The organism is Halomonas sp. EF61 (assembly GCF_040147045.1).
Lineage (GTDB): Bacteria > Pseudomonadota > Gammaproteobacteria > Pseudomonadales > Halomonadaceae > Halomonas > Halomonas litopenaei.
In genome coordinates this window covers 1,185,099-1,210,101 of sequence record NZ_JAMSHM010000001.1, presented here as the reverse complement: position 1 = coordinate 1,210,101, position 25,003 = coordinate 1,185,099, and the positions used below count along the sequence as shown (strand labels likewise).

Below are 25,003 nucleotides of genomic sequence, written 5' to 3'. Positions count from 1 at the left end.
GGCCGGTGGCAGCAGGGCCCCCGGTCGGTGTGATCAGGGCCCCCGGCCGGCGGCCGGTATCAGGTCAGTAGGGTCCCTGGGACCCGGGGCCAGCGCTGGAGGACGAATCTTCCTGCGAATCGGCCGCCTGCGGGCAAAGCGCAAACTCCGATGCACGCTGGCGCACCGCCTGCATCATCAGGCTGACGTCGAGCCCCACCGCCACGAAGCTGGCGCCAAGGGAGAGATAGTGTCTGGCAAGCTCCGGGTCACCGGTGAGCACGCCGGCGGCCTTGCCGCTGGCAACGATGCGGGCGATGGCCTCGTCGATGGCGGCCTGGACCTCGGGATGGCCCGCGTCACCGAGGTGGCCCATGGAAGCGGCCAGGTCGGCGGGCCCGACAAAGACCCCGTCGACGCCGTCCACCGCGCAGATCGCCTCGAGGTTATCCAGCGCGGTCACGCTCTCCGCCTGGACCAGCAGGCAGATCTCGTCGTTGGCCCTATGCACATAGTCAGGCCGTGCATTCCAGCGTGACGCCCGGACGATGGCGGAGGCTTCACCTCGCACCCCGTCCGGTGGGTAGCGGGTGGCGGCGACCATGGCGCGGGCCTGCTCCGGGGTGTCGATCATCGGCACCAGCAGGGTCTGGGCGCCGATGTCCAGCAGTTGCTTGATCCGCGCCGTCTCGCCGTTCACCACCCGAACCACCGGGTGGCTGTCGTAGGCGGCGACCGCCTGCAGCTGGGCGAGCATGGAGCGCACATCATTGGGGCCGTGTTCGCCGTCGATCAGCAGCCAGTCGAAGCCGGCGCTGGCGCACATCTCTGCGCAGTAGGGATCGCCCAGCGACAGCCACAGGCCGATTCTGGCCTGGCCACTGGCCATGGCGGTCTTGAAGGGATTGCCGGCGGGGACACCCGCGCAGTGGGAAGGGGTCATGGTCAGCGTCCTTGATGAGTGTCAATCGTCCAGCATCGCCTTGAGCCGACGGAACACCCCGGGGTCCTGGCGCAGCCCGTCGTGCTCGTACTCGTTGGTGATCCAGTAGCGTAGCCGCGGGATCGCCTCGGCGGTGGCCAGCGACAGCTCGGCGTCCACGTACATGTCGTCGAAGTAGATCAGCGCCGCCACCGGCACCCGGTTGGCGGCGAGCTGTCTGGCGTCGTAGAAGGGGCTGGCCAGAGGTCGCCGGGCCAGCTGGTGTACCGCCCCACGGAAGGGCTTGAGGGCTCGAATCTCGTCGAACATCCAGGGGTAGATCATCTCGCCGGTCAGCCTGAGCGGGCGATGACGCTCGTCGAACTGTGGCCCCTGCTGGCGCTCGGCGGCCCAGTCGCACAGGCGCTCAGGGTTGGCGTAGATGTTCTCGTGGATGGCGCCGAACAGCGGATTCTCGTCGAAGCCGGTCAGCGTCATCACCTCCACCAGGAAGTGATGGTTGAGCGCGCTTCGCGTGTCGTCGGTGAAGGCCTCCTCGAGCAGCCAGTGAAGCTGCTCGGCGCCGTCACCCATGCCCAGCATCAGTCCCAGGCTCTGGAAGCGGCGCACGCTCAGTCGATCGCCGTCGGGCAGGCGGACATCGTGGTCCAGCAGATGGTCGGCGATAGCGTCGATCCGCTCGCGATCATCGGGAAAGCGCGCCAGATACGCCTCAAGCTTGTGCTCCACCCGACGGTGGGTGCGCCGGTAGACCTCGTCGGGGTCGGCGTCGAGCGCCGGCAAGCCGCCGGTGATATAGCAGCGGCTCAGTCCCTGGGGCGCGTAGGACAGGTAGGTCAGGGTCAGAAAGCCGCCGTAGCTCTGGCCCAGCGTGGTCCAGGTGGCGCCCTGGTAGCGGGTCTTGCGCAGGTGCTCGAAGTCCGCGACCACCGCATGGGCGTCGAAGCAGGCCAGGTAGTCACCGCCGGCCTCGTCACTGTCGAAGGCGGCCATGGTGGCCTCGGTGATGCGCGAACTGCGCCCGGTGCCACGCTGGTCGGGCAGGATCACCCGATAGTGCTTGAGCGCCTCGTGCAGCCAACCCGGTCCATTGGCGGTGGGGCGTGGTGACTTGCCGCCGGGGCCACCCTGCAGGAACAGCAACAGCGGCAGCTCCTCGTCGACACGGTCTGACGCGCAGACCTCGCGGTAGAACAGGCTCAGGGTCTCGCCGCTGTCCGGGTGGGACCAGTCCAGCGGCACCTCGAGGCGATGGTCGCTGATGGAAAGGCCCTGGATGGCGTGGTCGGAAGGCATGCCTACATCCTGTGTCGAAAGAGCGTCGAAAGAGTGACGAAAGAGTGACGAAAGAGACAAGGTCGGCCAGCTTCTTGTTGCCAGCGCTGGCCGACCCTGGCGGTAGCTCAGTCCGCGCCGCGCATGGCCCGGCGAATGAACGGCAGGCAGGCCGCCAGCAGCAGGGCGCTGACACCACCGATGGCCGCCATGGCAATAAAGTAGCCGACTTCGGTGTCCTCGGTATAGAAGGCGCCGAGCTTGCCGCCGGCGGCGAAGCCGAGCGCCAGCGAGAGAAAGAACAGCGCCATCATCTGGGTCTGGAAGGCCCGCGGCGCGAGCTTGGTGGTCACCGACAGCCCGATCGGCGACAGGCACAGCTCCGAGGCGGTGAAGCCCAGCAGCAACAGCACCAGCATGGCCAGCGGCATGCTCGCCCCTTCGCTGCCGAGAAACGGCAGGTAGCCGAGGAAGGTAGCGCCGATGATCGCCATGGCGATCACGAACTTGCCGGCCGACGACGGCTGGCGCTTGCCCAGCGTCGTCCACAGCCAGGCGAACACCCCCGAGAACAGGATGATGGTCAGCGCCTGCACCGACACCAGCCAGCCCACCGGGATCTCCCAGCCGAACAGGCTGCGATCCACGCGCTGATCGAAGAAGGCGGTGATCACGGTGTAGGACTGGCTGTACAGCGCCCAGTAGGCGGCGCTGGTCAGGAACAGCGGAATGAACGCCAGCACCCGGCTGCGCTCCTCGGGGCTTACGTGGGTGGAGCGCAGGATAACCGCAAAGTAGCAGAGCGCCGCCACAGCGATGATGCCAAGCATCACCCCGGACAGATTGTCGGCACGGATCCAGCCCGCCAGGGCCGCGCCGACCACTAGGGCGAGCACCACCAGGGCGATACCCAGGTAGCGTTTGAGGGTCGCCGGCGCGATGGGGTCCGGCGCGGCCTTCTGATCATCGGGCAGCCCCTTGCGTCCCGCCGTGTACTGGGCCAGACCGATCGCCATGCCCACGGCGGCGATGCCGAAGCCATAGTGGAAGCCGGCGTTCTGCTGCAGCAGACCGGTCAGCAGCGGGCCGACAAAGCCGCCGATATTGATACCCAGATAGAAGATCGAGAAGCCGGCGTCGCGCCGGGGGCTGCCGGGCTCGTACAGGGACCCCACCAGCGCCGAGCAGGTGGCCTTGACCCCGCCGCTGCCCAGCGCCACCAGGATCAGGCCGGCGGTGACGCCGTAGACACCGGGCAGGATGGCCAGGGCGATATGCCCGAGCATGACCACGATGCCCGAATAGAACAGGGTGCGTTCGGCGCCGAACACCCGGTCGGCGAACCAGCCGCCGAGGATGGTGGCCAGATAGACCGAACTGCCGTAGGCACCGACGATACCGATGGCCACCGACTGGTCGATCGCCAGGCCCCCGCGGCTGGCCTCGTAGTACAGGTAGATCAACAGGATCGCCTGCATGCCATAGAACGAAAAGCGCTCCCACACCTCCATGCCGAACAGGGTGGCGAGAGGCCAGGGATGGCCGAAGAAGCGGCGTTCGCCGCTGTCGCCGTGCTGGCGGGCGGCGGCTTCGGTGGTTTTCATCGGGAGCTCCTGCTTTGACGAGAAAATCGGAACGAAAAATACATTTTCCGCCCATGAAAACCCTAAAGCGTTGCGAATTACAGGGCAAAACCCATGTCCGTGATCGGAAAGGCCACGACGAAAAACGACAAGCGGGAGCGAGGACGTTGGCTCGCAGAAAAGCGGGATCTACTGCTGGATAGCCGGCCCATACCCCACCATTGGCTAGTTGCCATTTGCGCTGCGAGTACGGTTGTGCTTTATTGTTCACATCGCACGCAGAATTGCGTGCAATCCTAACAAGGCCGCCAGACGGTCGATAACAACACCAACAATCAGGGTCGTCGCATGCTTGGCGACCTCAGGAGAAACGGGATGCTCCCGCAGCGTGATCTGGTCGGCTACGCCGATACTCCCCCCACCGGGGCCTGGCCCAACGGCGCCCGCCTGGCGGTCAATATCGTGGTCAACTACGAGGAGGGCTCTGAAAGGTCCTTCGCCATGGGCGACGACGACCAGGAGTCGATGACCGAGTGGGGGAGTTACGTAACTCCCGCTGGCACCCGTAATCTGGCGATGGAGTCGATGTACGAGTACGGCTCGCGGGTCGGCATCTGGCGCATCCTCGACATCCTGCGCGAGGCCGACGTGCGTTCGACCTTCTTTGCCTGCGCGGTGGCGCTGGAGCAGAACCCCCGCGTTGCCCGTGTCGCCAGCGCCGATGGCCACGAATTCTGCAGCCACGGCTATCGCTGGGAGGAGGTCTTTCGCCTCAGCGAAGACGAGGAACGCGAGCACATCCGCCTCGCCATCGAGTCGATCACCGCCACCACCGGCAAGCGCCCTGTGGGCTGGTACTGCCGCTACGGACCCAGCGTGCGTACCCGGCGCCTGCTGGTGGAAGAGGGTGGCTTCCTCTACGACTCCGACGCCTACAACGACGACGTACCCTACTTCACCGAGGTGGCGGGCAGTCGTCAGCTGGTGGTGCCCTACACCACCGACATGAATGACTTCCGATTCTGGCTTTCTCCTGGGCTTACCTCGGGGCGCGAGTTTCTCGACAACCTCAAGGAAGGCTTCGACGTGCTGTTCGAGGAGTCGGCGCGCGGCCCCAGGATGATGTCCGTCGGCCTGCATCCGCGCATGGTCGGGCGCCCCGGCAAGATTCGCGCGCTCAAGGACTTTATCGCCTACGCCCAGGCCCACGAGGGCGTATGGTTCGCCACCCGTGAAGAGATCGCCCGGGCCTGGCTTGCCCGAGAAGGTGAAGCGACCGGCGTCGTCTGACGTCGCCGATGAACCCCGTGTTTTCTGCTGTACCCGCAACAACGACAATAACCAGAGGAAATATCCCATGAGCCTTTCCTACAAGACCTTCTCCAAGCGTTCCCTGGTGCTGGCCACCGCCCTTTCCGCCGGCCTGGCAGCAGGCGGCGTGATGGCCGAAACCCTCAAGGTCGGTGCCAACATCGGCAACCTGCCCTGGGAGTTCCAGGACGACAGCGGTGACTACGTCGGCTTCGAGATCGACCTGGTCAACGAGGTCGGCAGCCGCCTGGGCTACGACGAGGTGGAGATCAGCAACATTCCGTTCAATGGCCTGTTCTCGGCGGTACAGTCCGGGCGTATCGACGTGGCGGTGTCCTCCATCACCATCACCGACGAGCGTTTGGAGTCGGTGTCCTTCGCCCAGCCCTACTACGACAGCGACCAGTCCCTGGCGACCCACACCAGCAAGGGCATCAGCGGGCTCGAGGACCTGGACGGCAAGGTGGTCGGCGTCGATACCGGCTCCACCGGCGACATCTGGACCAGCGAGAACCAGGAGCAGTACGGCATCAAGGAAATCCGTCGTTATGAAGGCCTGCAGCCGGCCATGCTGGACCTGTCCAGCGGCCGCCTGGATGCCTACATCTCCGACATTCCGGCGGTGCAGTACTACGTGCGTGACAAGCCCAGCCTCGAGGTGGTCAGCCGCATCCCCAGCGGTGAGCAGTACTCGATGATGTTCGCCAAGGACGCCGAGCTTGCCGCCAAGGCCAGCGAAGTGATCAGCGAACTCAAGCAGGAAGGCTTTGTCGCCGAGCTGCACGAGACCTGGTTCGGCGCCGCTCCGGATGCCGGCACCAGCACCGTCGAAGTGCGCGATATGCCTTCCGCCCAGTAAACCTGGCCCAGCAAGTCCCGTGGCCGCGGCGGTGACCGCCGCGGCCAGCGTATTACCCTCGATCGTGGAGACGATCCATGGACCTGGTCCAGACATTCTTCAACTGGGAGGTGCTGGTACGCACCTTCCCGATGCTCCTGCAGGGGCTCGGCATGACCCTGATGCTGGGCTTTCTGAGCATTCTGCTGGGGCTGATCGGCGGACTGGGCCTGGCGCTGTTGCGCCTCTACGGCCCCAAGCCGCTGCGTTTTCTCACCATCGCCTACATCGACGTCTTTCGCTCACTGCCGGTGCTGGTGTGGCTGGTCATCGTCTACTACGCGCTGCCGTTCGTCGGCATCACCCTGTCACCGTTCGCCGCGGCCTGTACCGCCCTGACCATGATCTCCAGCGCCTACGCCGCCGAGATCTACCGCGCCGGTATCGAGGCGGTGCCACGGGGCCAGTTCGAGGCCGCCCAGTCGATCGGCCTTAGCCAGTATCGGGTGATGTGCGACGTGGTCCTGCCCCAGGCGATCCGGCTGATTATTCCGCCGCTGACCAGCAACTGCATCAACGTGATGAAGGACACCGCCCTGGCCTCGGTGGTGGCCATGCCCGACCTGCTCAAGCAGGCCACCCAGGCCCAGGCGCTGGCGGCCAACCCGACACCGCTGATCGGCGCGGCGCTACTCTACCTGGCGGTGCTGCTGCCACTGGTGCGCCTGGTCGGTCTGCTCGAGAAACGCTTCGCCCAGGGCCGGGCCTGACAGGAGAACTGCCATGATCAATGAAACCCGGACAACCCAGGGTACTACCCAGGGCACTACCCTTCCCCCGCTCGAGGCTGGTCTGCCCGAGGCGTCCAGAGCGATCATCTCGCTCGAAGGGGTCAACAAGTATTACGGCGACTTCCACGCCCTCAAGAACATCGACCTCAAGGTACGCGAAGGCGAGGTGGTGGCGATCCTCGGCCCGTCGGGCTCCGGCAAGTCGACGCTGATCCGCTGCATCAATCATCTGGAGGCCTACAGCGCCGGCGACATCTACGTCGACAGCGTGCGGGTCCAGCCCGGCCCCGAGCTGATCGAGGTGCGCAAGGACGTCGGCATGGTGTTCCAGAGCTTCAACCTGTTTCCCAACATGACGGTGCTGGAGAACGTGACCCTGGGACCGATCCGGGTGCGTGGCATGAGCCCAGGGGATGCCCAGGCGCGGGCCAAGGAGTTGCTGGAAAAGGTCGGCATCGCCGAGCAGATGTACAAGTATCCAAGCGCCCTGTCCGGCGGTCAGCAGCAGCGGGTCGGCATCGCCCGGGCGCTGGCCAATGAACCGCGCGTGTTGCTGTTCGATGAGCCCACCTCGGCGCTGGACCCGGAGATGGTCGGCGAGGTGCTCGACGTCATCAAGACCCTGGCCGGCACCGGCGTGACCATGCTGCTGGTGACCCACGAGATGGGCTTCGCCCGCCATGTCGCCGACCGGGTGATCTTCATGGAGGCCGGCCAGATCGTCGAGGAAGGCGCTCCCGAACAGATATTTTCGGCGCCGCAGGAAGACCGAACCCGCGCCTTTTTCCAGTCGGTGCTGGCTCACTGAGTCGTGGCGCCTGTTCGGTTGCTGGCCGGCGCTTGTTTCGCCCCAGCCTTGTCTCTCGACGTCCATGTATCGCCTCTCGACCCCTATTCAAGGACTTCCCATGTCACTCGATTCATCCTCAGACGCTCGCCTTGATCTGACACACGTCAGAGCCCAGTTTCCCTCGCTTGAAAGCGACTGGGTGTTCATGGACAACGCCGGCGGCGCCCAGGTGCCGAAGATGGTGGTGGAACGCATCAGCGACTATCTGCTGGGCGACAACGTGCAGCTCGGCGCGAGCTACGCCCCCAGCCAGAATTCCAAGGCCAAGGTCGACGCCGGTCGCCAGGCGGTGGCGACGCTGGTCAATGCTCGCCACGTGGAAGAGCTGGTGTTCGGTCCCAGTTCGACCATCCAGTTCCGCCTGCTGGCCGACGCCATGGCCAGCCAGTTCGCCCCGGGCGACGAGATCATTGTCACCAACACCGACCACGAGAGCCACGTCGGCCCCTGGATGCGCCTCGAGCAGCGCGGCGTCAAGCTGCGCTTCTGGAACTGCAATCCCGAGACCCTGGAGCTGGAGCTGGATACCCTGGCGGAACTGCTCAACGAGCGCACTCGTCTGGTCTGCGTGACCCACGTCTCCAACCTGCTCGGCACCATCAATCCGATCAAGCGGATCGCTGCCATGGCCCACGACGCCGGTGCTCGCATCTGTGTCGATGGGGTGGCCTTCGCCCCCCACCGAGCCATCGACGTCCAGGACTGGGATGTCGACTACTACGGTTTCAGTCTTTACAAGGTATTCGGCCCCCACCACGCGGTGCTCTATGTGAAAAAGGAGTGCCTGCTGGAGCTGGATAATATCTATCATCACTTCTTCACGCGTGAGCAGATTCCAGGAAAGATGGAACCAGGAAATCCCAACTACGAGCTAACCTACGCCGCCACCGGTATCCTGGATTATCTGACCTCGCTGACGGGCGATAATGGTGAAGGTGATAAGCGGAAAAAGCTGGAAACAGCCTTCGATGCCATCGCCAAGCATGAAGCGATATTGAGCAAGAAGCTGCTCGATTATCTTTCTGGAAAAGAAGGCGTTCGCATCATCGGGAGGCGGGATGCCGATATCGAACATCGCGTCGCGACCATCAGCTTTACCGTGGAAGGGCATCAGTCTGACGAGATCGTGCGCAAGATCGACGAGGCCAAGGTAGGAATCCGCTACGGCGACTTCTACGCCCGTCGCCTGACCGAGGACCTCGGTCTGATGGACATCCAGGGCGTGGTGCGAGTGTCCATGGTGCACTACAACACCGAGGCCGAGGTGGACCGACTGATCGAGGCGCTGGACGCCGCACTCTGAGGGCGTGGGCCAGAAGCTGGCAATGACGTCGTGGAAATGCAGAAAAGGGGCTTCTGGCCCCTTTTCTGCTACGCATGTCTCTGGCTCAGGGCCGGCCTTGTCTCCTGCTTAGGCGGGTTTTTCGGCCTGGCCGGCCCTTTAGCCCAGCGGATCGTCGATGTCGATATCGTAGATGTTGGCCTCGGCGCGGCGGCGCTCGGACAGGTCCAGGCTGTAGAAGATGTGTCGGCAGTGTTCCATCATCGACGCGGCGGCGCCCTCGGCGTCGCGCATTTCGATCAGATCGACCAGGGTCTGGTGCTCGTGGGTCAGGCACAGCACGCCGGTGGAGCGTTCGTAGAGCGACTGGATGATGCAGAAGCGTCGAATGATCGGACGCACGATGGCGATCAGCTCGTCATTGCCGGTCAGCTCCGCCAGCATCAGGTGAAAGTCACCGGAGATGCGATTGACGCTGGGCTGGTGCTCCTCGAACACCTGATGCTCCAGCGCCAGGTGGCGGCGCAGGGTGGCGATACCTTCGGCGTCGATGCGCTCGCAGGCGATCCGCGCTACCGCGCCCTCGATATGCAGCCGCGCCTCGAAGATATCGTAGGCTTCTTTCACCGATGGCAGCGAGACGAAGGCCCCCCGGTGCATCTCGAAGCGTACCAGGCGTTCCGACGTCAGTCGGTTCAGTGCGCGACGCACCCGGCTACGCGGCGTCTTGAAGGCGCTGGCGAGCTTGGCCTCATTCAAACGCTCGCCAGGACGCAGACGCTTGTCGATCAGGGCGTCGACGATGCGGTCATAGACGAGCTCCTCGGCCAGGGCTTCCGGCTTGGATGGTGCAGCGGAGGTGGCGTCACTCGTCATGGCATTGTCTCGCCAGAAGGCTCGCCCATCATCAGGGGAAAATCACCGGGATGGTTGAGCATTGTGAAAGGTGAAATAGCGTCAATTTACGGCCGTCGTTCAAGGGACAGATTATCACGATGTCGCTCGAACGGTAACGTTGGATCGACCAAAGTTCAGGCGCCCAGTGTGCTGCATTTTTGCCATCCGGTCAGCCAGGGCGTACTACTATAAGCAAGCTTCTCGATAACTCCGGACGAACCAGGAAGGATCGGGTAGCGTCCCTTGCCTCGTTCTGGCGCCCGGCTGGGGGTGAGGTTCGCTGTTCCGCTTCCACCAAGGACCGATCAGATGCACACATTGAAGCCTTCCAGCAAGGCCAGCGTGGCGGTATTTGACGACGCCCTGATGAGTCAGGTGCGCGCTCGCTTTCACCACGTCGACCGCTGCCCCTACACCGGCCCCCGGATATTCTTCGAGAACGCCGGCGGATCTCTGACGCTCAAGGCCGTGGTGGCACGCATGGCAGAAGTGGCCGCGCTGCCGGACAACGATCATCGCGACAATGACGCTTCCCGGGCCATTTCGTGCATGATCGATGACGGTCGCGACGCCATGGCCAGCCTGCTGGGGGTGGAGGACGGCACCGTGTTTGGCGGCGAGACCGGCACCGAGTGCCTGTTCCGGGTGATTCGCGCCGCCGCCAATGCCGCGCCAGCGGGGGGCAACATCGTTGCTTGTGAGCTCGAGCATCCCGCCACCTTTGATGCCACCGCGCAGTGGGCGAGGCGCACCGGCAGGCAGCGGTTGACGGTGCCCTTCGATCCGCATCAGGGGCGCGCCACCGCCGAGGACTATGCCCGCGTCGTGACGCCGGAGACCCGTGTGGCCACCATTTTGCACACCAGCCCGGTGACCGGCATGACCCAGGACGTGGCCACCATCGCCGAGGCGATTCGCGTCATCGCACCGGACTGCTACATCATCGTCGATGGCATCCAGCATGCCCCCCATGGTGCGTTGTCGGTATCGCGCTACGGCGTCGATGCCTACGCGGTGTCGCTGTACAAGGTGTTCTGCCCGTTCAACGACGGCTACGCCTGGGTCTCGCCGCGACTCAGTTGCGCCGATCACGACCGCCTGGCGGGCAAGCCGGAAGACGCCTGGGAGCTCGGTAGCCGCGATCCTGCCGCCTGGGCCGGCGCCCACGAGATGGTCCGCTATCTCGAGTGGTTGGGAGGACATTTCACTGACAAGAGCGAGCGCCGGCAGCGGCTGTTGGCCGCCGGCCAGGCCATGCATGACCAGGAGGCGGCGCTGATGCGTCGGCTGATCGACGGAGCCGATGGTGTCACCGGACTCAGGGACCTGCCCGGCGTGACCCTGATCGGCGAGGCGGATTCGCCCTGGCGGGAGGGGGCGGTCTCGTTTTGCGTGAAGGACCGAGACGCACTGGAGATCGTCGCCGAGCTTGGCGAGCGTGGCATCCGCGTCCACGCCCGCAAGGACGACGCCTACTCCGGCAATATCCTGCGCCCACTGGGCCTGCCCTCGGTTACCCGGGTGTCATTGGCCCACTACAACACCCCATTCGAAGTGGACGCCTGTCTGGCGGCGCTGAAGGACGTCCTCGGAGCCTGAAGCGGCTCCGCTGCTTCGTCCACCCGGTCCGGCGCTGATCAGACCTGGCTTGCCAGGACACCGAGTTCAGGAGATGGCTTCGACGCGCACTCGCCGAAGACGCGTTTGGCGCAGCCCTGGCAGACGTCTGGATCCAGCGCCGGGGTAATGGAGGCAATGGCCGCCTCGGTGGTCTCGAAGAAGCGCGCTTCGCCGATTCTCTTCAGATCCCCGCGACGGCACAGCTCATCCATCACCGTACCCTTGAGCGAGCTGATCATCAGCTCGCCCCCCTGGTCCGTCAGGCGACGGACCTCCTGCAGCAGCATCTCCACGCCCGCCGTGTCGATGAAATTGATGCCCTTGCCGATGATCAGCGCACGGGAGCCCGGCTCGGCGGTGAAGGCGCGAAGATGCCGCTGTACATGGTCGGTGGCGCCGAAGAACAGCGAGCCGTCGATGCGCAGTATCTTGAGCTGTGGACACTGCTCGAGCTGGTAGCGTCTGACGTTGCGAATGAGCCGCCGGGGATGATCCTGGCGCGGCGCCACTTCCATGACGGTAGGGCGCGAGGTGCGCTTTAGATAGAGCACCAGTGACAGCAGCACGCCGATATAGATGGCGAACTCCAGTGCGACGAGCAGGGTAGCGGAGACGGTGGCGACCAGCACCATCGCCTCGTGGCGACTGACGCGCACCAGATGGACGATATGCGGGACGTCGATCAGGTTCCAGGCGATCAGCAGGATGCCTCCAGCCATGGCGGGTAGCGGCAGGTAGGCGGTGATGCCCGGGGCGAAGATCAGGATCAGCGACAGCAGCAGGGCGGCGAACACCGAGGCCAGCGGGGTGCGGGCGCCTGCGTCATAGTTGGCACCGGAGCGGGTGAAGGAGCCCGAACTGGCGTAGCAGGAGAAGAAGCCCCCCACGATATTGGACAGGCCCTGGCCGATGAATTCCTGATTGCCGTCGATCACCTGACGCGAGCGCAGGGCAATGGCGCGGGCGATGGATACCGCTTCGATCAGCCCCAGCAGGGCGATGGCGAAGGCGCCGGAGGTCAGCACGCGCAGGCTGTCCGGCGTCAGTTCGGGCAGCGTAACGGGTGGCAGGGTCCCAGGCAGGGTGCCGACCAGCGCCACACCGTGGGCGGCGCCATCCATCAACCAGCAGGCCAGGCTGCCGGCGGCCAGGCCCAGCAGCAGGTGAGGACTACGACGATGGAGGCGTCGTGCTACCAGCGAGGTGATCAGCGAGATCAGCCCGATGGCCAATGCGTAGAGGTTGATATCCGGCAGCGCCCGGAACAGCGCTGACAGCTCGGCCAGGAATCCCTGAGCGTCGATGGACACGCCAAGCAGGTGCTCCATCTGACTGGTGGCGATCAGGATGGCCGCACCAGAGGTGAAGCCGATGACCACCGTGTGGGAGATGAAACTCACCAGATTGCCGAGGCGCAAGAGCCCCATGGCCAGCTGGATCAGTCCGACCAGGAGCGTGATGGTCAGCGCCGCTCCCAGGTATTGGTCGGGTGTCAGCGTGCCGAGGCCGCCGATCACGCTGGCCAGCACGATTGAGAGCGCCGCGGTGGGGCCTGAGATCATGTGCCAGGAACTGCCGAACAGCGCCGCCACCGTGGCCGCGACGATCGCCGTGTAGAGCCCGACCTCCGGTGGCAGCCCGGCGATGAAGGCATAGGCCACGCCCTGTGGCAGTACCAGGATGGCGCCGGTAAGGCCCGCCATCATGTCCGCCGACAGGGTGCGGCGGTCGAGGCCACGTCTCCAGCGCAGGAAGGGCAGATAACGCTTGGGGGACGACGCCATGGCGGAACCTCAGGTGGGCAGAAGTAGGGGGTCGGGCAAGCCTAGAGAAATGCGGGTATCCTGAAAAACAAAATTTTTTGCGCTTCACGAACAAAAAAACCGCATAGGTGAGCCGTGGATACCCAACTGCTGAAGACCTTTCTCGAGGTCAGCCGGCTGCGCAATTTCGGCAAGGCCGCAGAGAGCCTCTGTGTCTCGCCCTCGACGGTCAGCGCACGTATACGCCAACTCGAGGCGCAGCTGGGGTTGTCGCTGTTCAGCCGCGGCCATCACCACATCGGTTTGACCCCTGCCGGGGAGCGCATGGAGCGTCACGCCCGCTTTCTGCTCGACGCCTGGGAGCGAGCCTACGAGGACACCGCCCTGAGCGAGCGGCACCAGCGGCGTCTGGTGGTGGCGGGGGTCGCCAGCCTCTGGGATATCTTCCTGCAGGACTGGCTCGCCACCATCTATCGCGCCTACCCGACCCTGGGCGTTCGCGCCGAAGAGAGCACCCCGCTGCGGGTGGTCGAGAAGCTGGAGCGCAACATGGTCGACGTCGGCTTCCTCTACGACACCCCGCGCATCAGTGGCGTAGGGGTCGAGGAGGTGGCGACCATCCCGCTGGTGATGGTCTCAAGCCAGCCGGATAGACGCGCCGAGCAGGCGGTGGGCGAAGGCTACATCCGGGTCGAGTGGGGCACGGCGTTTGCCAGCATCCACGAGAGCAGCTTTCCGCAGCGCCAACTGGCGCGCGGCAGAGTCAACAGCGGCCGCATCGCCCTCGGCCTGCTTCTTGAGTGTGGCGGCGCCGCCTACCTGCCCCAGGACATCGTCGCCCCCTGGTGTGACCGGCAGCGGCTGTTCGTGGTCAAGGATGCGCCCGTCATCGAGCTAAAGGCCTATGTGGCCTACCACTGGCACGGCGAGCACCGCGAATTGATCAGCGAGTTGATCGAGCATCTGGGGTGATCTGCTATGGAGTCTGTGTTGCTTGCGCAGGTCGCTGCGTCATTGTTCCTGAGCCTTGCTCAAGCAACTGATCGGTCGGGGGGGAGTGAAGGCGCTGTTCTATCTTGGCCTTCCGCAATCACTTGGCAGAGAAACTTTCGCTGGGAGTTAAGGAAGCCGAAGCGGATGGCGTTTGATAGTAGTATTTTGGATTAGAGAGATGGAAGTTCCTTTAGAGCTTGGTGCGGAAGAGAGGTGGTAGAGATGAAGGATGGTGAGGCGGGTCAACTTCCCCTTTTCGAGTTCAGTGAGGAAAATGTTAATGTTTCGAGATCTAGTACAGAGTCATCTGATGAAATGCATGATGAATTCGGGAAATATATCGTATATGTAGACGAAAGTGGCGATCATGGTCTTTCAAGTATTGATCCAAACTATCCAGTCTTTGTTCTAGCCTTTTGTGTTTTTCATAAGCGTCATTATAGTGAAGCAATTGTTCCTTCTTTGGAAAAGTTCAAGTTCAACTATTTTGGGCATGATCAAGTGGTTTTGCATGAGCATGAGATTCGAAAGGAAAAAGGAGCATTTAGTTTTTTCAAAAATCGAGATCATAAGAACCAGTTCATGACGGGGCTGTCTGGCATCGTAGAAAAAAGCAATTTTATCCTTATTAGCTGTACTATAGATAAGCGGGAACTGAAGAAGCAGAATGGTAATAAATCAAACCCATATCGTCTTGCTTTACGTTTCTGTATGGAAACTTTGTACGAATTTCTTCAGGAAAAAGGTGAGGAAAATAAAAAGACTCACGTAGTGGTTGAGTGTCGAGGGAAAAAAGAAGATAGAGAACTGGAGTTGGAATTTCGTCGGATCTGTGATGGAAGCAATCAGGCAGGGATTCAACTGCCATTTGACGTGGTGTTTTCCGACAAAAAGACCATGTCTTCAGGACTTCAGCTTGCGGACCTCGTCGCCCGTCCTATCGGTCTAAAAGTTATTAGAAAAGAACAGAGAAACAAAGCGTTTGATATACTGAAAAAGAAGTTCTATTGCGATGGTGGCCGGGAAGATGCAGGAGATGGATACGAGGGAAGGGGTATGAAGGTCTATCCGGAAACCTGAGTTCGTATCGCTAAGGCTTGTCTGAAAAGTGTTTGCGCTTGCCGGCTTTTTTGATAAGCCTAAGCATGTACACAAAAAAGCGAAAAGCCCCGATGAAACCACCGAGGCTGTAGCGCCGACCGGGAACTCCCAATCCACTTGACTATCATGCTAGTAGATTCGCTAGCCAGGGTCAAGACGTCTTCTGTGCTGAGCGCTCGGCTGGCCTTGGCGGATACAGCGGCCCTCACTCAATATTCTGAATCTGAAGATGTAATTTGATGTTTTTTTATTTATAAAACAGTTGGTTGGTTTTATTTTGTGCATAGTTTTTTGTTTGTTCCTACCCATCTTACTCCCCATCTGGTAGGAGAGAGACAGTCCTAGCTGAGAGCAAATGCAAACCTACCACAATCAGCTCAAGGTGACGCTCTCGCAGGGGGCTTCGTGCGTGCGATAAAATGTCCACCATCTCTGGGCTGGTATTGAGAGTAATGTCAGCAGCGTAGTGGTGAAAATGCCGCTACTGACCTTGGGGGCGTGCATGATGTCCTGTTCAAGGCTTCCCAGACACCGTTCGCTGCGGGGAACCTTCTTCTTGTTCTGTTGCTGAGCCTGAGCGACAGAAATCTGCTTCATCGGTTGGCTTTGGTCAGACAGTGGCAAGAAAGCCAGGTTTTACCCTGCGGTTGACTCTCCGTCAGCTGCGGAGGTGTTTACGCAGCGCTTCCCTAGCCCCACAGCTAATCACTCTGCGACGGAAATGGGGCTCCCTCGCTTTCTTCCGCCTGATGACGTCGTTGCTCCGGCGTCCATAGCGTCTTGAGATAGTTCACCACGGAGCGGATCTCGGCGGGGGTCAGGACATTCTCGAAGGCCGGCATGGTGAGTCTCTCGGTCTTGTTCCAGGGATCGCGCCATCCCTCGGCGACGATTCGGTAGAGCATCGCATCGGAGTGTTTCCAGGTATGCCCCTCCGGCCCGTGAGGGGGAGCGGGCAATTCGCCCTGGGCATTCTGGCGCTCCCAGTTCGGCTGGCCCTCGCCCTCGCTGCCGTGGCAGCTGGCACAGTACTGCTGGTAGATCCTTTCTCCCTCTTCCAGCCGAGAGGTATCGCGCGAAGAGGGGCCACCCCCCGCCATGGCCTGCCAGGCGGCACTCATCAGCAGCCACGTTGTGACGAGGATCCAGCGCTTACGCATCGGGGGGTGTCCAGGTTTGGCCCTGATCTTCGCTGCGCATGAGCTCCCCCTCGCGATCCAGGGCATAGAGCGTTCCCTGCGGCGCAAGCGTAAGCGTGACGAACGTCGGGCCATCACCCTTTACTTGCTGCCACTCCTGGCCGCCATTGTCGCTGCGCCACAGGCCTTGCTCCGTGGCCACATAGACGTGTTCGGGATCGTCGAGCTTGTAGGCCAGATCATAGACCCTGCCGGCATCGAGCTCCCCGGTCGGTCGCCAGCCGCAGAAGCAATCCATCGACAGGCGAACCGCATCGTCGGACACCGCATAGAGCCAGCCAGTCTGCATGCTCCCCTCCATATCGGAGTGGACGAGCCGACGAACGGCCTGGGCAGGACCGCTATCCATCTTCTTCCAGGTCGTGCCGGCATCTTCGCTCTGGTAGAGGCCGTCATCGACGACAACAGCATAAAGCGTTTCTGGCTGGTTACGATGCACGGTGAATGCGATAACGTTTTGGCTAGGCAGACCCTCATCGATCTCGTGCCAGCTTTCTCCCTGATTGATGCTGCGCTGCACTCCGATCGAGGGGCCCGCGATATAGAGAGCCTGTTCGGCGGTTGCCGATACCGTCACCAACCGTCCCTCCGCTACTTCGTCGGGCAAGGGAATCATCGTCCAGGCCGCTCGGCCATCCGTGCTTTCGAAAAGCTGGTTGGCCTGGACCTTGAGCAGCCGTTCGCCTGTTTGGTCATAACTCAGCGACGGCAATGCTTCCTCGGCGGCCCCGGCCATACTGACGAAGCTCAGACTGGCCATGACCCAGCTCGTCAGTGACAGGGCACGCCAGAAGCGACTCGTGATCTTGTTCATTGCAATATTTCCTCGAATAATGGCTAGCCGATGCTGCCTAGCGCCGGGAAGGTGCGCAATAACCAATAGGACAGCTCGGTCAGTTTGCCGGTGATCATCAAGATGCCCATCAGGATCATGATCAGCCCGGCCGCCAGATGCGTGACCCGGCCCCAGCGGCGCAGAAATTTCTGGTGTTGCAGGAAGCGATCGAGTGACACCGCCGTCAACAGAAAGGGCACCCCCAGGCCCAGCGAATAGATGCCGAGCAACGCCATTCCGCTCGGGGCATTGGCCGTCGAGGCGCTGACGGTCAGAATGGCGCCCAGGATCGGGCCGATACAGGGGGTCCAGCCGAACGCGAACGCCACACCCAGCAGATAAGCCGCACTGGGCCCCCCGCCCGCTTCCTTAAGCCTGCCGATAAATCGCCATTCTCGCTGTAACCAATGCAGCGGAATGAGCCCGGTCATGAAGGCACCGAACAGGATGACGATGATACCGCCGACCAGGTTGGCTTCCTGGCGGTAGACCAGCAGCAGGCGACCGATGGCCGTGGCACTGGCACCCAGCATCAGGAATACCGTGGAGAACCCGAGCACGAACCATATTGACTGGGTCAATACCCGGAGCCGCTCCCGCCGGTCCGCTTCCCGTATCTGCCCCAGCGAGCGCCCGGCCACGAAGGAGAGATAGCTAGGCACGAGCGGCAAGACACAGGGCGAAGCGAACGAGGTCAGGCCCGCCAGAAAGGCCGTGGCCAGGCCGATATTGGCAACTTCCCACATCCCCCCTTAATCCCGTGGCTAGGCTTGGAGCTTGGAGTCGGGGCGCTCGGATGGCACCTGGTGATCCGCTGCTTGGCGATTGGCAGATGCCGTCTCCGTGGTTACCGCGGTAGAGGCTTCCACGTTGGCTTGGACGTCAGGGGCTTCGCCCGGCTCGGTAGCCTTGCCTTTCTTGTCCTTGCATTTCAGCATACACATTGCTCCACACATGACGAGGCAAGGCAACAGGGTCACCAGGATAGGGGCGATGCCCAGCAGGACCAGTTGATCCCAGCCCATGGCAAGACCACCAGCCACCGCCACAGCGCCCAGCAGCATCCAGCGGCGTGGGCCTGTTACCAGGCCTTTCAGTCCGGCTTTCTCTTGGCCCTTTTGGGGCTTGTCGTCACAGCAACTCATGGCGCGTCCTCCTGGGTGGTTTCTATGGTTTCGGCAAGAAAGTCGATCATTTCAGGGGTATCCCACTCGGCCTCCCCGACCAGGCGTCCGATCTCCCTGCCCTGGCGGTCGAGCAGAAGCGTCGTGGGAATACCCACGGCACTGAGGTTCGCGCTGGCCATGCCGGTTGGATCGACGTAGGGAGCGAGATGCTCGATCCCCACCTCCTGATAGAATTCGTTGACGACCTCGATGCCTTTGCGATCGATCGAGAGTGCGACGACCTCGAAATCCGTACCACCCAATTCAGCCTGGAGGGCATCCAGGGTGGGCATTTCCTCGCGGCAAGGGCCACACCATGTCGCCCAGATGTTGAGCAGGATCAGCTTTCCTCCGAAAGTGGTCAGCGTCAGCGGGGTACCGTCGCCAGCCTCGAAGCTAATTTCCGACACCTCGCGTGGGCTTTCCCAGAGAAGAAACCCATTCGGCCCCACACGTTTGGGTGGTTCGGCGACGGCCAAAGAGGTGATCATTCCCCACAATGCCACCGCTACCCAACTGGTCCCGATCAGTTGTCTCATGACCAAGGCTCACCTTCAGTGGGTGGCGTAAACTTCAGGGGTATCGGTCGGCTGAAAGGCCAGGGTGTAAACCTCCAGTGGGCCCTGTTTCTCGCCCGACATCCCCGGTGAGCCAAGTGGCATTCCGGGTACGCTCAGGCCTTTGATGAAAGGTTTCTCTTCGAGTACCTGGGTGACGCTTTCCACGGGTACGTGGCCCTCGAAGACATAGTTGTCGATGAGCGTGGTATGGCAACCCTGCAGTTTCTCGGAAACATCGTGTTCGGCTTTCATCTTCGCGAGATCGTGAGTATCGATTGTCTCCACTTCGAACCCGTTTCGTTCGAGATACTTGGCATATTCGGCGCAACAGCCACAGTTGGGGTTCTTGTAGAGGGTTGCCGACGTCTCGGCTGCCAACCCTGTCAGGGGGAAGGTCAATAGAGAAGCGATGGTCAGCGCTTTCCAGTGTTTCATACGCTAAGGCTCCATAGAGTTCACGAGAACGTTCGGCAGCTAGGCCGGCTATACTCTCGCGGCATTAATCGAAGGTGTTGACGACAGTATGGCGAATGCGATCCCACACACCGGTGGATAATGTCTCGGGTCCTTCTGCCAACACCTTTACATAGTAAACTAGGTGCTCCGGATCGAATTTGAGCCCATGAAAGCGGGCCCGTATCCGTCCTGATTGGTCGATGACATGAGTCACAACGCCATGCGCCTGGACGCCCTCGGCCACATCGTCGAATTTCAGACCGTAGGCTTCCGCGACCTGGCGTGTGGTGTCGACAAACTCATTTTCGCTTCGATAAAGAAACCGCCAGTTGGCGGGGTCCAGATCGAAATTTTCACCGTAGGCCCGCATGTTGTTGTGCGTGCCGGCAAAGTCCTCGCTGTCGGTAGCGATGGTGATAAATTCAACATCATCTCGTAGGCCGGTATCGTTGACTCGCTCTTGCACCTCGGCAATCAGGTTCATATGCACCGGGCAGGCTTCTTGATAGCGCGAGTGGATGATATTGAGCACCACGACGCTTTGTTCCAAGTCGGAAGACGACACGCCATTGCTGTCTGTATTATTCAACGAAAATTCCGGCGATGGCTGGTCGATGAATTGGGCGTAACGTTCCCACTCTTGCAGCTCTTCCTCGGTATCTTCGAGGGAATGGGAAAAGACAGGAGAACTGGGCATCAATGCCAAGACGAGTAGTGGTGTATACAGCTCTTTTTCACGTACCGTCCTCCCTTCGCGTTACCCAGTTCTAACGAAGGCTGCTCCTATGCGGAGCAGCCCCGGCCAGTGCCACTTCAGGTGTTGCTGTCGGTTTCATGGCCTTGTTGCATATTTTCCATCATGGCATTGCAGTTTTTCATCATGGTATTCATTTCACGCATCATTCCCATCATGTCGTGCATGCTGCCCTCCTGCATCATGTCGCCCTCCATTGGCGTCTGCTGATTCTCTTCCTGCGCAAGAAGCGAGCCGGCTCCGAAGCTGCTGGCGACGATGATGGCGGCAGTCAAGATTGCTGTGTGACGTTTCCGCATGACACTTCTCCTCAATCTTTCTGGGAATCACCTTTCCACCAGCAAGGCTGATAGAAGGCCTGGCTTGGATTTCTACCTGGCAGCAGCGCTGCTTGCTGGAAAGATATCCTTAAAGCCAACTTCAAGGTCAAGACTTTATTTTTTGCGTTCCCGCTTTATGCAGCAGGCCACCAGTTGAACGCTACAGCCATACCTTGACCTTTGGGCGGCCTCACGGTTGTAGGCTGTCTGAAAACGGGCAGGTGAGGAAAAGACAATGCGAGTCACTGAACTGGCTCGGGCTGGTGGGGTCACTGCGGAAACGGTACGCCACTACACCCGTGAGGGGTTGTTACGACCGCAACGGGACTCGCGCAACGGCTATCAACTCTATGACGAGAAGGCACTGGGTCGCCTGCGTCTCATTAATTGCCTTCGCTCTTTGGGAGTCGGTCTCCCAGACATCAAGCAGATATTGACCTGGGCGGAGCACGACATGCCTCCGGTTAGCGATACGTACGCTCCCCTGGCTGAACAAGGGCGCTACATTCGCTCGCGGATCCATGAACTCCAGGCGATAGCGCGATGGTTGGAAAGCATCGACCATGATGATGGTTCCGAGGCCCCTAGCCTGAAGCAACTGATCGAATCGCTGGGATCGGCACAACCGGCTATCGTGACGGATGGCCCGTGCGGTTGCCATTAGTGATGCGACGGCGCCATGCTGGCCATATCGTCCATGCCGGTCATGGAGTGCAGATGCCAGAGTTGCCAGACGGCAAACGCGATGATCAGCAACGCCGCCAGCGTGCGGGTCGCTGGATGGCGAATCCATAGCGAGATGCGCCGGGCAGCCATACCGGTCGCCAGGACGACGGGGAGGGTGCCAAGCCCGAAGGCCCCCATCATCGCCGCGGCGCGTAGCGGCTCGGCTACGGCCAGACTCCAGGCCAGCATTGAATAGATCAGCCCGCAGGGCATCCAGCCCCAGATCGAGCCCAGCGCGAAGGCCTGGGGTACCTTCACGACGGGCATCAAGCCTCGACCTAGCGGTTCGATACGCCACCACAGGGAGCGACCCAGGGCTTCGATACGTAGCAACCCCTTCCACCAGTTGGCGATATACAGCGCCATCAGAATCAGCATGACCGCCGCCAGGATACGCAGCACCAGGGCGATGCCGTCCAGGGCATGATTGAGCACGGAGCCGAGTAGCGCCACCAGAGCGCCGGCGATCATGTAACTGCTGATGCGGCCCAGGTTGTAGCCGAGCAGCAGGCCGGCCAGGCGTCCCGGCTGCCGCATGCTGGAGGGCACGGCAAAGGTCAGGGCACTCATGATCCCGCCACACATGCCGATGCAGTGCGCCCCTCCGAGCAGGCCGAAGACGAAGGCCGCCGCCAGCGGCGGCAGGCTGAGGTCGGTGGGATCCAATCAAGGCGCTCCTTCTTCGCTATTCCCAGTATCACGAGGAGGAGAATCGAAGGCTGCCGGAGGGGAAACCGTACAGCGCGTCGAGCTCGACCAGCTCGGGCGGATAGCAGAGTCCCAGGTCGGAACACCCCTGAAAGGTCACCGTGATGGCCAGCGGCTCGGCAGCGGTGTCGCTCGCCTCGATGGGCGCACTGAATACCACCTGGTCATAGAACACCTCGATTTCCCCCAGAGACGCGTGCACCATGGGTTCGCCGGGGGGAATTGCCAGCTCACCGAAACTGACGCCCGGAGAGCGACTTTCCAGTGCAAACCGATGGCGGTGGAGGTAATAGTCCTCGGCAATGACGAAACCGACGTAGAGCCGCCTATCGTCTCGCCAGGCGCTGGCCCGGAAGGCTTCTTTAGTCGCCAGGAATTCCCGTTGAGCCGAGGTACCGAAGGGGGAGCTCTTGCCACTGCCCGCGGGAAACTCTCCACGGGCCGCTACCGGTGTGGCGACGAACAGCAGCACCAGCAGAAAGGTGAAGGCCGTGTTCATGAGGCCGTCGCCGTTTTCGCCCTATCCACTGGCTGACGCATTGACCAGACAACCAGAGCCAGCCCCGCGATGAGCATCGGCAGGGTCAACAGCTGCCCCATGGTCAGCCAGCCGAAGGCGACGAACCCTAGGTGAGGATCGGGCAGGCGCACGAACTCCACGGTGAAGCGGAAGGCGCCATACAGCACCAGGAACAGCCCGGAGATGAGGCCCCGCTGGCGCGGTCGGCGCGACAGCCACCATAGCACGGCAAACAGCACCACGCCTTCCAGGGCGAACTCATAAAGCGCTGAAGGGTGCCGCGGCTCCGGCCCCAGCCCCATCATGGGGGGGAAGACCATGGCCCAGGGAACGTCACTGATACGTCCCGGCAACTCGTGATTGATGAAGTTGCCGAGGCGCCCGGCGCCCAGGCCGATCGGCACCAGCGGGGCGATGAAATCGGTCAGCTGGAAAAAAGCCAGGCGATGCTTGCGGGCAAACAGCAGGGCGGCGATGAGCACACCGGCAAGGCCGCCATGGAAGCTCATGCCCCCGTCCCAGACCCTGAAGAGCCACAAGGGGTTGGCCAGCAACTGGTCGAGCCCATAGAACAGCGCATAGCCCAGGCGGCCACCCAAGATGATCCCCACGGCAGCGTAAAAAATCAGATCGCCGATATCATCGTGACTCAAACCCAGGCGATGGGCTCGACGACGCCCTAGCCACCAGGCGGCGGCCAGCCCGACCACATACATCAGGCCATACCAGTGAATCTGCACGGGACCAAGGGAAATGGCCACGGGATCAATCTGCGGATACTGCAGCATGAGTCTTCCTTATGTTTTGGCAGACAATGGATGTTGCCGGATTAGGTTGCGATAGGTCTGCATTACTCGACGACGCGGCCGATGGTGACTTCGACCGGGGAGTCCGGCTCGCCGAGTGTCACCGGTCCCGCCTCGCCGATCAGGTCGCCTGGCTGCGGGGTGACTTCGCCCGATGCGGAGACGCGCACCGTCAGGCGCACCTCATTGACTTGGGAGAGTCGCGCTCGGGGTGTCATGGCATCGTTGTCGCCCAAGGTCACTTTGAGTGGCAGGTCGCTAACCGTGACCCGCTCCACCGCCAGTGGCGGCAATTCACCAGCCACGTCGCGGGCGATGACGAACACCGTGTCGCCCGGCGCGGCCCGCTCGCGGAGCGATTCGGCGAGGCCGACCCTGACCGCGAGCGACGCGCCGTCCTGCGCGGCTTGATGGGCATCGACCTGGTCGGACGAGGCGTCCAGGCGCTGTTGTGCCACGGCAATGCCCTCCCGCAGCGCTTCCGCCGAGCCGGGGTCGTCGAAGCCGGCGATCGCGCGTCGCCAGTAATCGATAGCCTCTTCATAGCGGGCGCGATCGAAGGCATGGATGCCCAGCATGCCGAGCACCGTCGGCTGACGCGGATCCTTGTCTAGGGTCTCGTCGACCAGTGCCTGGACCTCCTCGGTCATCGAGCGATTGGCGACGAAGAATTGGATCTGTGCCAATTGCGCCAGCAGGGAAGGCTGTCGACCCTCCAGCTCAATCAGGCGCTCAAGCGCGGCGATGGCATCACGTCCCCGATTGCTGTCCCGGTACAGAGGAAACAGCGACATCCACACCTTGGGATTGTCCGGCTGTCGCTTGGCCTGCTCCTCGAGCCGCTCGATCAGCATCGCCAGCGAGCCGTAAGGCGAGTTGCGCACCTCCTGATGCACGGCATACAGTGCCAGATCGCCCTCGGCGCCTTCCCGTTGATACCAGAGCAGACTGGCCACCACCAACGCCACCATCACCAGCGGCACCAACAACCGTCCGGCCTGGGGGGATTTGAGCGGTGTGCGTCGGCGTACCTGGGTATCCTCGAGCAGGCTGCGTTCGAGCTCCAGCCGACCCTCCTCGACTCGCGCGGTGTCGAGCTCGCCGCGTGCATGGGCCGTTTCCAGCGAGGCCAGGCGCTGACGATAGACCGCCACGTTCTGGGCATCGGTGCGCTGCTTGGTTTCGAAGGCCTGCTGAGCATCGTGCAGCGGGCGGGTCCGTCTCAGCGGCAGGATCACGAGCCACAGGGCAGGCAACAGTAACAGGGCGATGCCCAACCAGAGCAGATTCATTCGCTCCCCTCGCGGTTAAACAGGGCATTGAGGTACTCGCGCTCCTCGGCGCTGAGCGCTCGAACCTGGGCATGCTTTCGTTTGCTGACGAAGACCGCCACGATAAACCCCCCGATCATCACCAGCACGAACGGCAATCCCCATAGCAGCCAGGTACGCTCGTCGAGTCGCGGGTTATAAAGCACGAATTCGCCGAAGCGTGCGACCATGTAATCGAGGATTTCTTTATCGGATCGCCCTTCGCGTAACAAATCTGCAACGCGTTCGCGCATGTCGGCAGCCACCGGGGAATCCGAGCTGTCGATGGCCTGGGCATCGCATTTGGGGCAGCGCAATGAGGCAGTAAGATCACGATAGCGCTCGGCCATTACTGGCCTCTCGAAGTCACGCACCTCGATAGCCGAATCCGCCATATATGGTCTCCTCCCGGCTTGC

The 25,003-nt window shown here is 61.9% G+C and carries 27 protein-coding genes; 9 read left to right on the top strand and 18 right to left on the bottom strand.

The annotated features are described in order from the left end of the window. Positions 1-64: 64 nt before the first annotated feature. From hpaI to NFI08_RS05240, 3 genes are all read right to left on the bottom strand, one after another. On the bottom strand, positions 65-922 hold the full coding sequence (hpaI, locus tag NFI08_RS05250; protein ID WP_349587775.1) for a 4-hydroxy-2-oxoheptanedioate aldolase: 858 nt from the start codon (positions 920-922) through the stop codon (positions 65-67). A gap of 21 nt (positions 923-943) precedes the next feature. Then, positions 944-2,218: an alpha/beta fold hydrolase gene (locus tag NFI08_RS05245; protein ID WP_349587772.1), complete on the bottom strand. Its 1,275-nt coding sequence runs from the start codon at positions 2,216-2,218 to the stop codon at positions 944-946. 107 nt (positions 2,219-2,325) lie between these two features. Next, positions 2,326-3,801: a peptide MFS transporter gene (locus NFI08_RS05240; RefSeq protein WP_349587769.1), complete on the bottom strand. Its 1,476-nt coding sequence runs from the start codon at positions 3,799-3,801 to the stop codon at positions 2,326-2,328. Between the two features lie 354 nt (positions 3,802-4,155). Between NFI08_RS05240 and NFI08_RS05235 the strand changes: the two genes are divergently transcribed. The 5 genes from NFI08_RS05235 to NFI08_RS05215 all read left to right on the top strand — a co-directional run bounded on the left by NFI08_RS05235 (position 4,156) and on the right by NFI08_RS05215 (position 8,873). After that, on the top strand, positions 4,156-5,070 hold the full coding sequence (locus tag NFI08_RS05235) for an allantoinase PuuE (protein ID WP_108131988.1): 915 nt from the start codon (positions 4,156-4,158) through the stop codon (positions 5,068-5,070). A gap of 67 nt (positions 5,071-5,137) precedes the next feature. Beyond that, positions 5,138-5,950: a transporter substrate-binding domain-containing protein gene (locus NFI08_RS05230; RefSeq protein ID WP_213229512.1), complete on the top strand. Its 813-nt coding sequence runs from the start codon at positions 5,138-5,140 to the stop codon at positions 5,948-5,950. 77 nt (positions 5,951-6,027) lie between these two features. Further along, on the top strand, positions 6,028-6,699 hold the full coding sequence (locus tag NFI08_RS05225) for an amino acid ABC transporter permease (RefSeq protein WP_108131989.1): 672 nt from the start codon (positions 6,028-6,030) through the stop codon (positions 6,697-6,699). An 82-nt stretch (positions 6,700-6,781) separates the two neighbouring features. Continuing rightward, positions 6,782-7,528 carry an amino acid ABC transporter ATP-binding protein gene (locus tag NFI08_RS05220; RefSeq protein WP_502881052.1) on the top strand — a complete coding sequence of 249 codons (747 nt, stop codon included), beginning with the start codon at positions 6,782-6,784 and terminating at the stop codon, positions 7,526-7,528. 100 nt (positions 7,529-7,628) lie between these two features. Beyond that, positions 7,629-8,873 (top strand): cysteine desulfurase-like protein, encoded by a 1,245-nt coding sequence (locus NFI08_RS05215; RefSeq protein WP_349587761.1) that lies wholly within the window; start codon positions 7,629-7,631, stop codon positions 8,871-8,873. A gap of 138 nt (positions 8,874-9,011) precedes the next feature. Here NFI08_RS05215 and NFI08_RS05210 read toward each other — a convergent pair whose 3' ends face one another. Further along, entirely contained in the window at positions 9,012-9,728 is a 717-nt protein-coding gene (locus NFI08_RS05210; RefSeq protein WP_349587759.1) for a GntR family transcriptional regulator, read from the bottom strand. 330 nt (positions 9,729-10,058) lie between these two features. On the opposite strand from NFI08_RS05210, the gene NFI08_RS05205 reads away from it, so the two are divergent. After that, positions 10,059-11,348 (top strand): aminotransferase class V-fold PLP-dependent enzyme, encoded by a 1,290-nt coding sequence (locus tag NFI08_RS05205; RefSeq protein WP_349587756.1) that lies wholly within the window; start codon positions 10,059-10,061, stop codon positions 11,346-11,348. Positions 11,349-11,386: 38 nt separating this feature from the next. On the opposite strand, the gene NFI08_RS05200 is transcribed toward NFI08_RS05205, so the two are convergent. Further along, positions 11,387-13,153 carry a SulP family inorganic anion transporter gene (locus tag NFI08_RS05200; RefSeq protein ID WP_349587753.1) on the bottom strand — a complete coding sequence of 589 codons (1,767 nt, stop codon included), beginning with the start codon at positions 13,151-13,153 and terminating at the stop codon, positions 11,387-11,389. A gap of 114 nt (positions 13,154-13,267) precedes the next feature. Here NFI08_RS05200 and NFI08_RS05195 point away from each other — a divergent pair, with 114 nt between their 5' ends. Then, positions 13,268-14,104 (top strand): LysR family transcriptional regulator, encoded by an 837-nt coding sequence (locus NFI08_RS05195; protein ID WP_045991673.1) that lies wholly within the window; start codon positions 13,268-13,270, stop codon positions 14,102-14,104. A gap of 243 nt (positions 14,105-14,347) precedes the next feature. Next, entirely contained in the window at positions 14,348-15,205 is an 858-nt protein-coding gene (locus NFI08_RS05190) for a DUF3800 domain-containing protein (protein ID WP_349587750.1), read from the top strand. Between the two features lie 722 nt (positions 15,206-15,927). On the opposite strand, the gene NFI08_RS05185 is transcribed toward NFI08_RS05190, so the two are convergent. The 8 genes from NFI08_RS05185 to NFI08_RS05150 form a co-directional block, all read right to left on the bottom strand. Further along, on the bottom strand, positions 15,928-16,347 hold the full coding sequence (locus tag NFI08_RS05185; RefSeq protein WP_249742927.1) for a c-type cytochrome: 420 nt from the start codon (positions 16,345-16,347) through the stop codon (positions 15,928-15,930). A 31-nt stretch (positions 16,348-16,378) separates the two neighbouring features. Then, positions 16,379-17,239 (bottom strand): WD40/YVTN/BNR-like repeat-containing protein, encoded by an 861-nt coding sequence (locus NFI08_RS05180; RefSeq protein WP_349587746.1) that lies wholly within the window; start codon positions 17,237-17,239, stop codon positions 16,379-16,381. Positions 17,240-17,262: 23 nt separating this feature from the next. Next, positions 17,263-18,006, bottom strand: coding sequence for a cytochrome c biogenesis CcdA family protein (locus tag NFI08_RS05175; protein WP_045991676.1), 744 nt, complete (start codon positions 18,004-18,006; stop codon positions 17,263-17,265). An 18-nt stretch (positions 18,007-18,024) separates the two neighbouring features. Continuing rightward, positions 18,025-18,405 carry a hypothetical protein gene (locus NFI08_RS05170; protein WP_185696437.1) on the bottom strand — a complete coding sequence of 127 codons (381 nt, stop codon included), beginning with the start codon at positions 18,403-18,405 and terminating at the stop codon, positions 18,025-18,027. Further along, on the bottom strand, positions 18,402-18,965 hold the full coding sequence (locus NFI08_RS05165) for a TlpA family protein disulfide reductase (RefSeq protein WP_071211088.1): 564 nt from the start codon (positions 18,963-18,965) through the stop codon (positions 18,402-18,404). The genes NFI08_RS05170 and NFI08_RS05165 overlap by 4 nt, the downstream gene beginning before the upstream one ends. A 15-nt stretch (positions 18,966-18,980) precedes the next feature. Beyond that, positions 18,981-19,421, bottom strand: a complete 441-nt coding sequence (locus NFI08_RS05160; RefSeq protein WP_035414165.1) for a DUF411 domain-containing protein — start codon at positions 19,419-19,421, stop codon at positions 18,981-18,983. A 64-nt stretch (positions 19,422-19,485) separates the two neighbouring features. Beyond that, a complete protein-coding gene (locus NFI08_RS05155; protein WP_124804653.1) occupies positions 19,486-20,139 on the bottom strand; it encodes an SCO family protein in 654 nt (217 codons plus the stop codon). A 116-nt stretch (positions 20,140-20,255) separates the two neighbouring features. Continuing rightward, positions 20,256-20,495, bottom strand: a complete 240-nt coding sequence (locus NFI08_RS05150) for a hypothetical protein (protein ID WP_045991679.1) — start codon at positions 20,493-20,495, stop codon at positions 20,256-20,258. A gap of 256 nt (positions 20,496-20,751) precedes the next feature. On the opposite strand from NFI08_RS05150, the gene NFI08_RS05145 reads away from it, so the two are divergent. Next, on the top strand, positions 20,752-21,180 hold the full coding sequence (locus NFI08_RS05145) for a MerR family transcriptional regulator (RefSeq protein WP_083970235.1): 429 nt from the start codon (positions 20,752-20,754) through the stop codon (positions 21,178-21,180). Here NFI08_RS05145 and NFI08_RS05140 read toward each other — a convergent pair. The 5 genes from NFI08_RS05140 to NFI08_RS05120 form a co-directional block, all read right to left on the bottom strand. Beyond that, positions 21,177-21,908, bottom strand: coding sequence for a sulfite exporter TauE/SafE family protein (locus NFI08_RS05140; RefSeq protein ID WP_108450074.1), 732 nt, complete (start codon positions 21,906-21,908; stop codon positions 21,177-21,179). The two genes, NFI08_RS05145 and NFI08_RS05140, sit on opposite strands and share 4 nt — an antisense overlap. A 31-nt stretch (positions 21,909-21,939) precedes the next feature. Continuing rightward, positions 21,940-22,449, bottom strand: a complete 510-nt coding sequence (locus tag NFI08_RS05135; protein ID WP_349587738.1) for a protein-disulfide reductase DsbD N-terminal domain-containing protein — start codon at positions 22,447-22,449, stop codon at positions 21,940-21,942. After that, positions 22,446-23,258 carry a prolipoprotein diacylglyceryl transferase gene (gene lgt / locus NFI08_RS05130; protein ID WP_124804555.1) on the bottom strand — a complete coding sequence of 271 codons (813 nt, stop codon included), beginning with the start codon at positions 23,256-23,258 and terminating at the stop codon, positions 22,446-22,448. Before lgt ends, NFI08_RS05135 begins: the two co-directional genes overlap by 4 nt. Positions 23,259-23,320: 62 nt before the next feature. Next, positions 23,321-24,568 carry a c-type cytochrome biogenesis protein CcmI gene (ccmI, locus tag NFI08_RS05125; protein ID WP_349587735.1) on the bottom strand — a complete coding sequence of 416 codons (1,248 nt, stop codon included), beginning with the start codon at positions 24,566-24,568 and terminating at the stop codon, positions 23,321-23,323. After that, positions 24,565-24,981 carry a cytochrome c-type biogenesis protein gene (locus NFI08_RS05120; protein ID WP_349587733.1) on the bottom strand — a complete coding sequence of 139 codons (417 nt, stop codon included), beginning with the start codon at positions 24,979-24,981 and terminating at the stop codon, positions 24,565-24,567. Before NFI08_RS05120 ends, ccmI begins: the two co-directional genes overlap by 4 nt. Between the last annotated feature and the right edge of the window lie 22 nt (positions 24,982-25,003).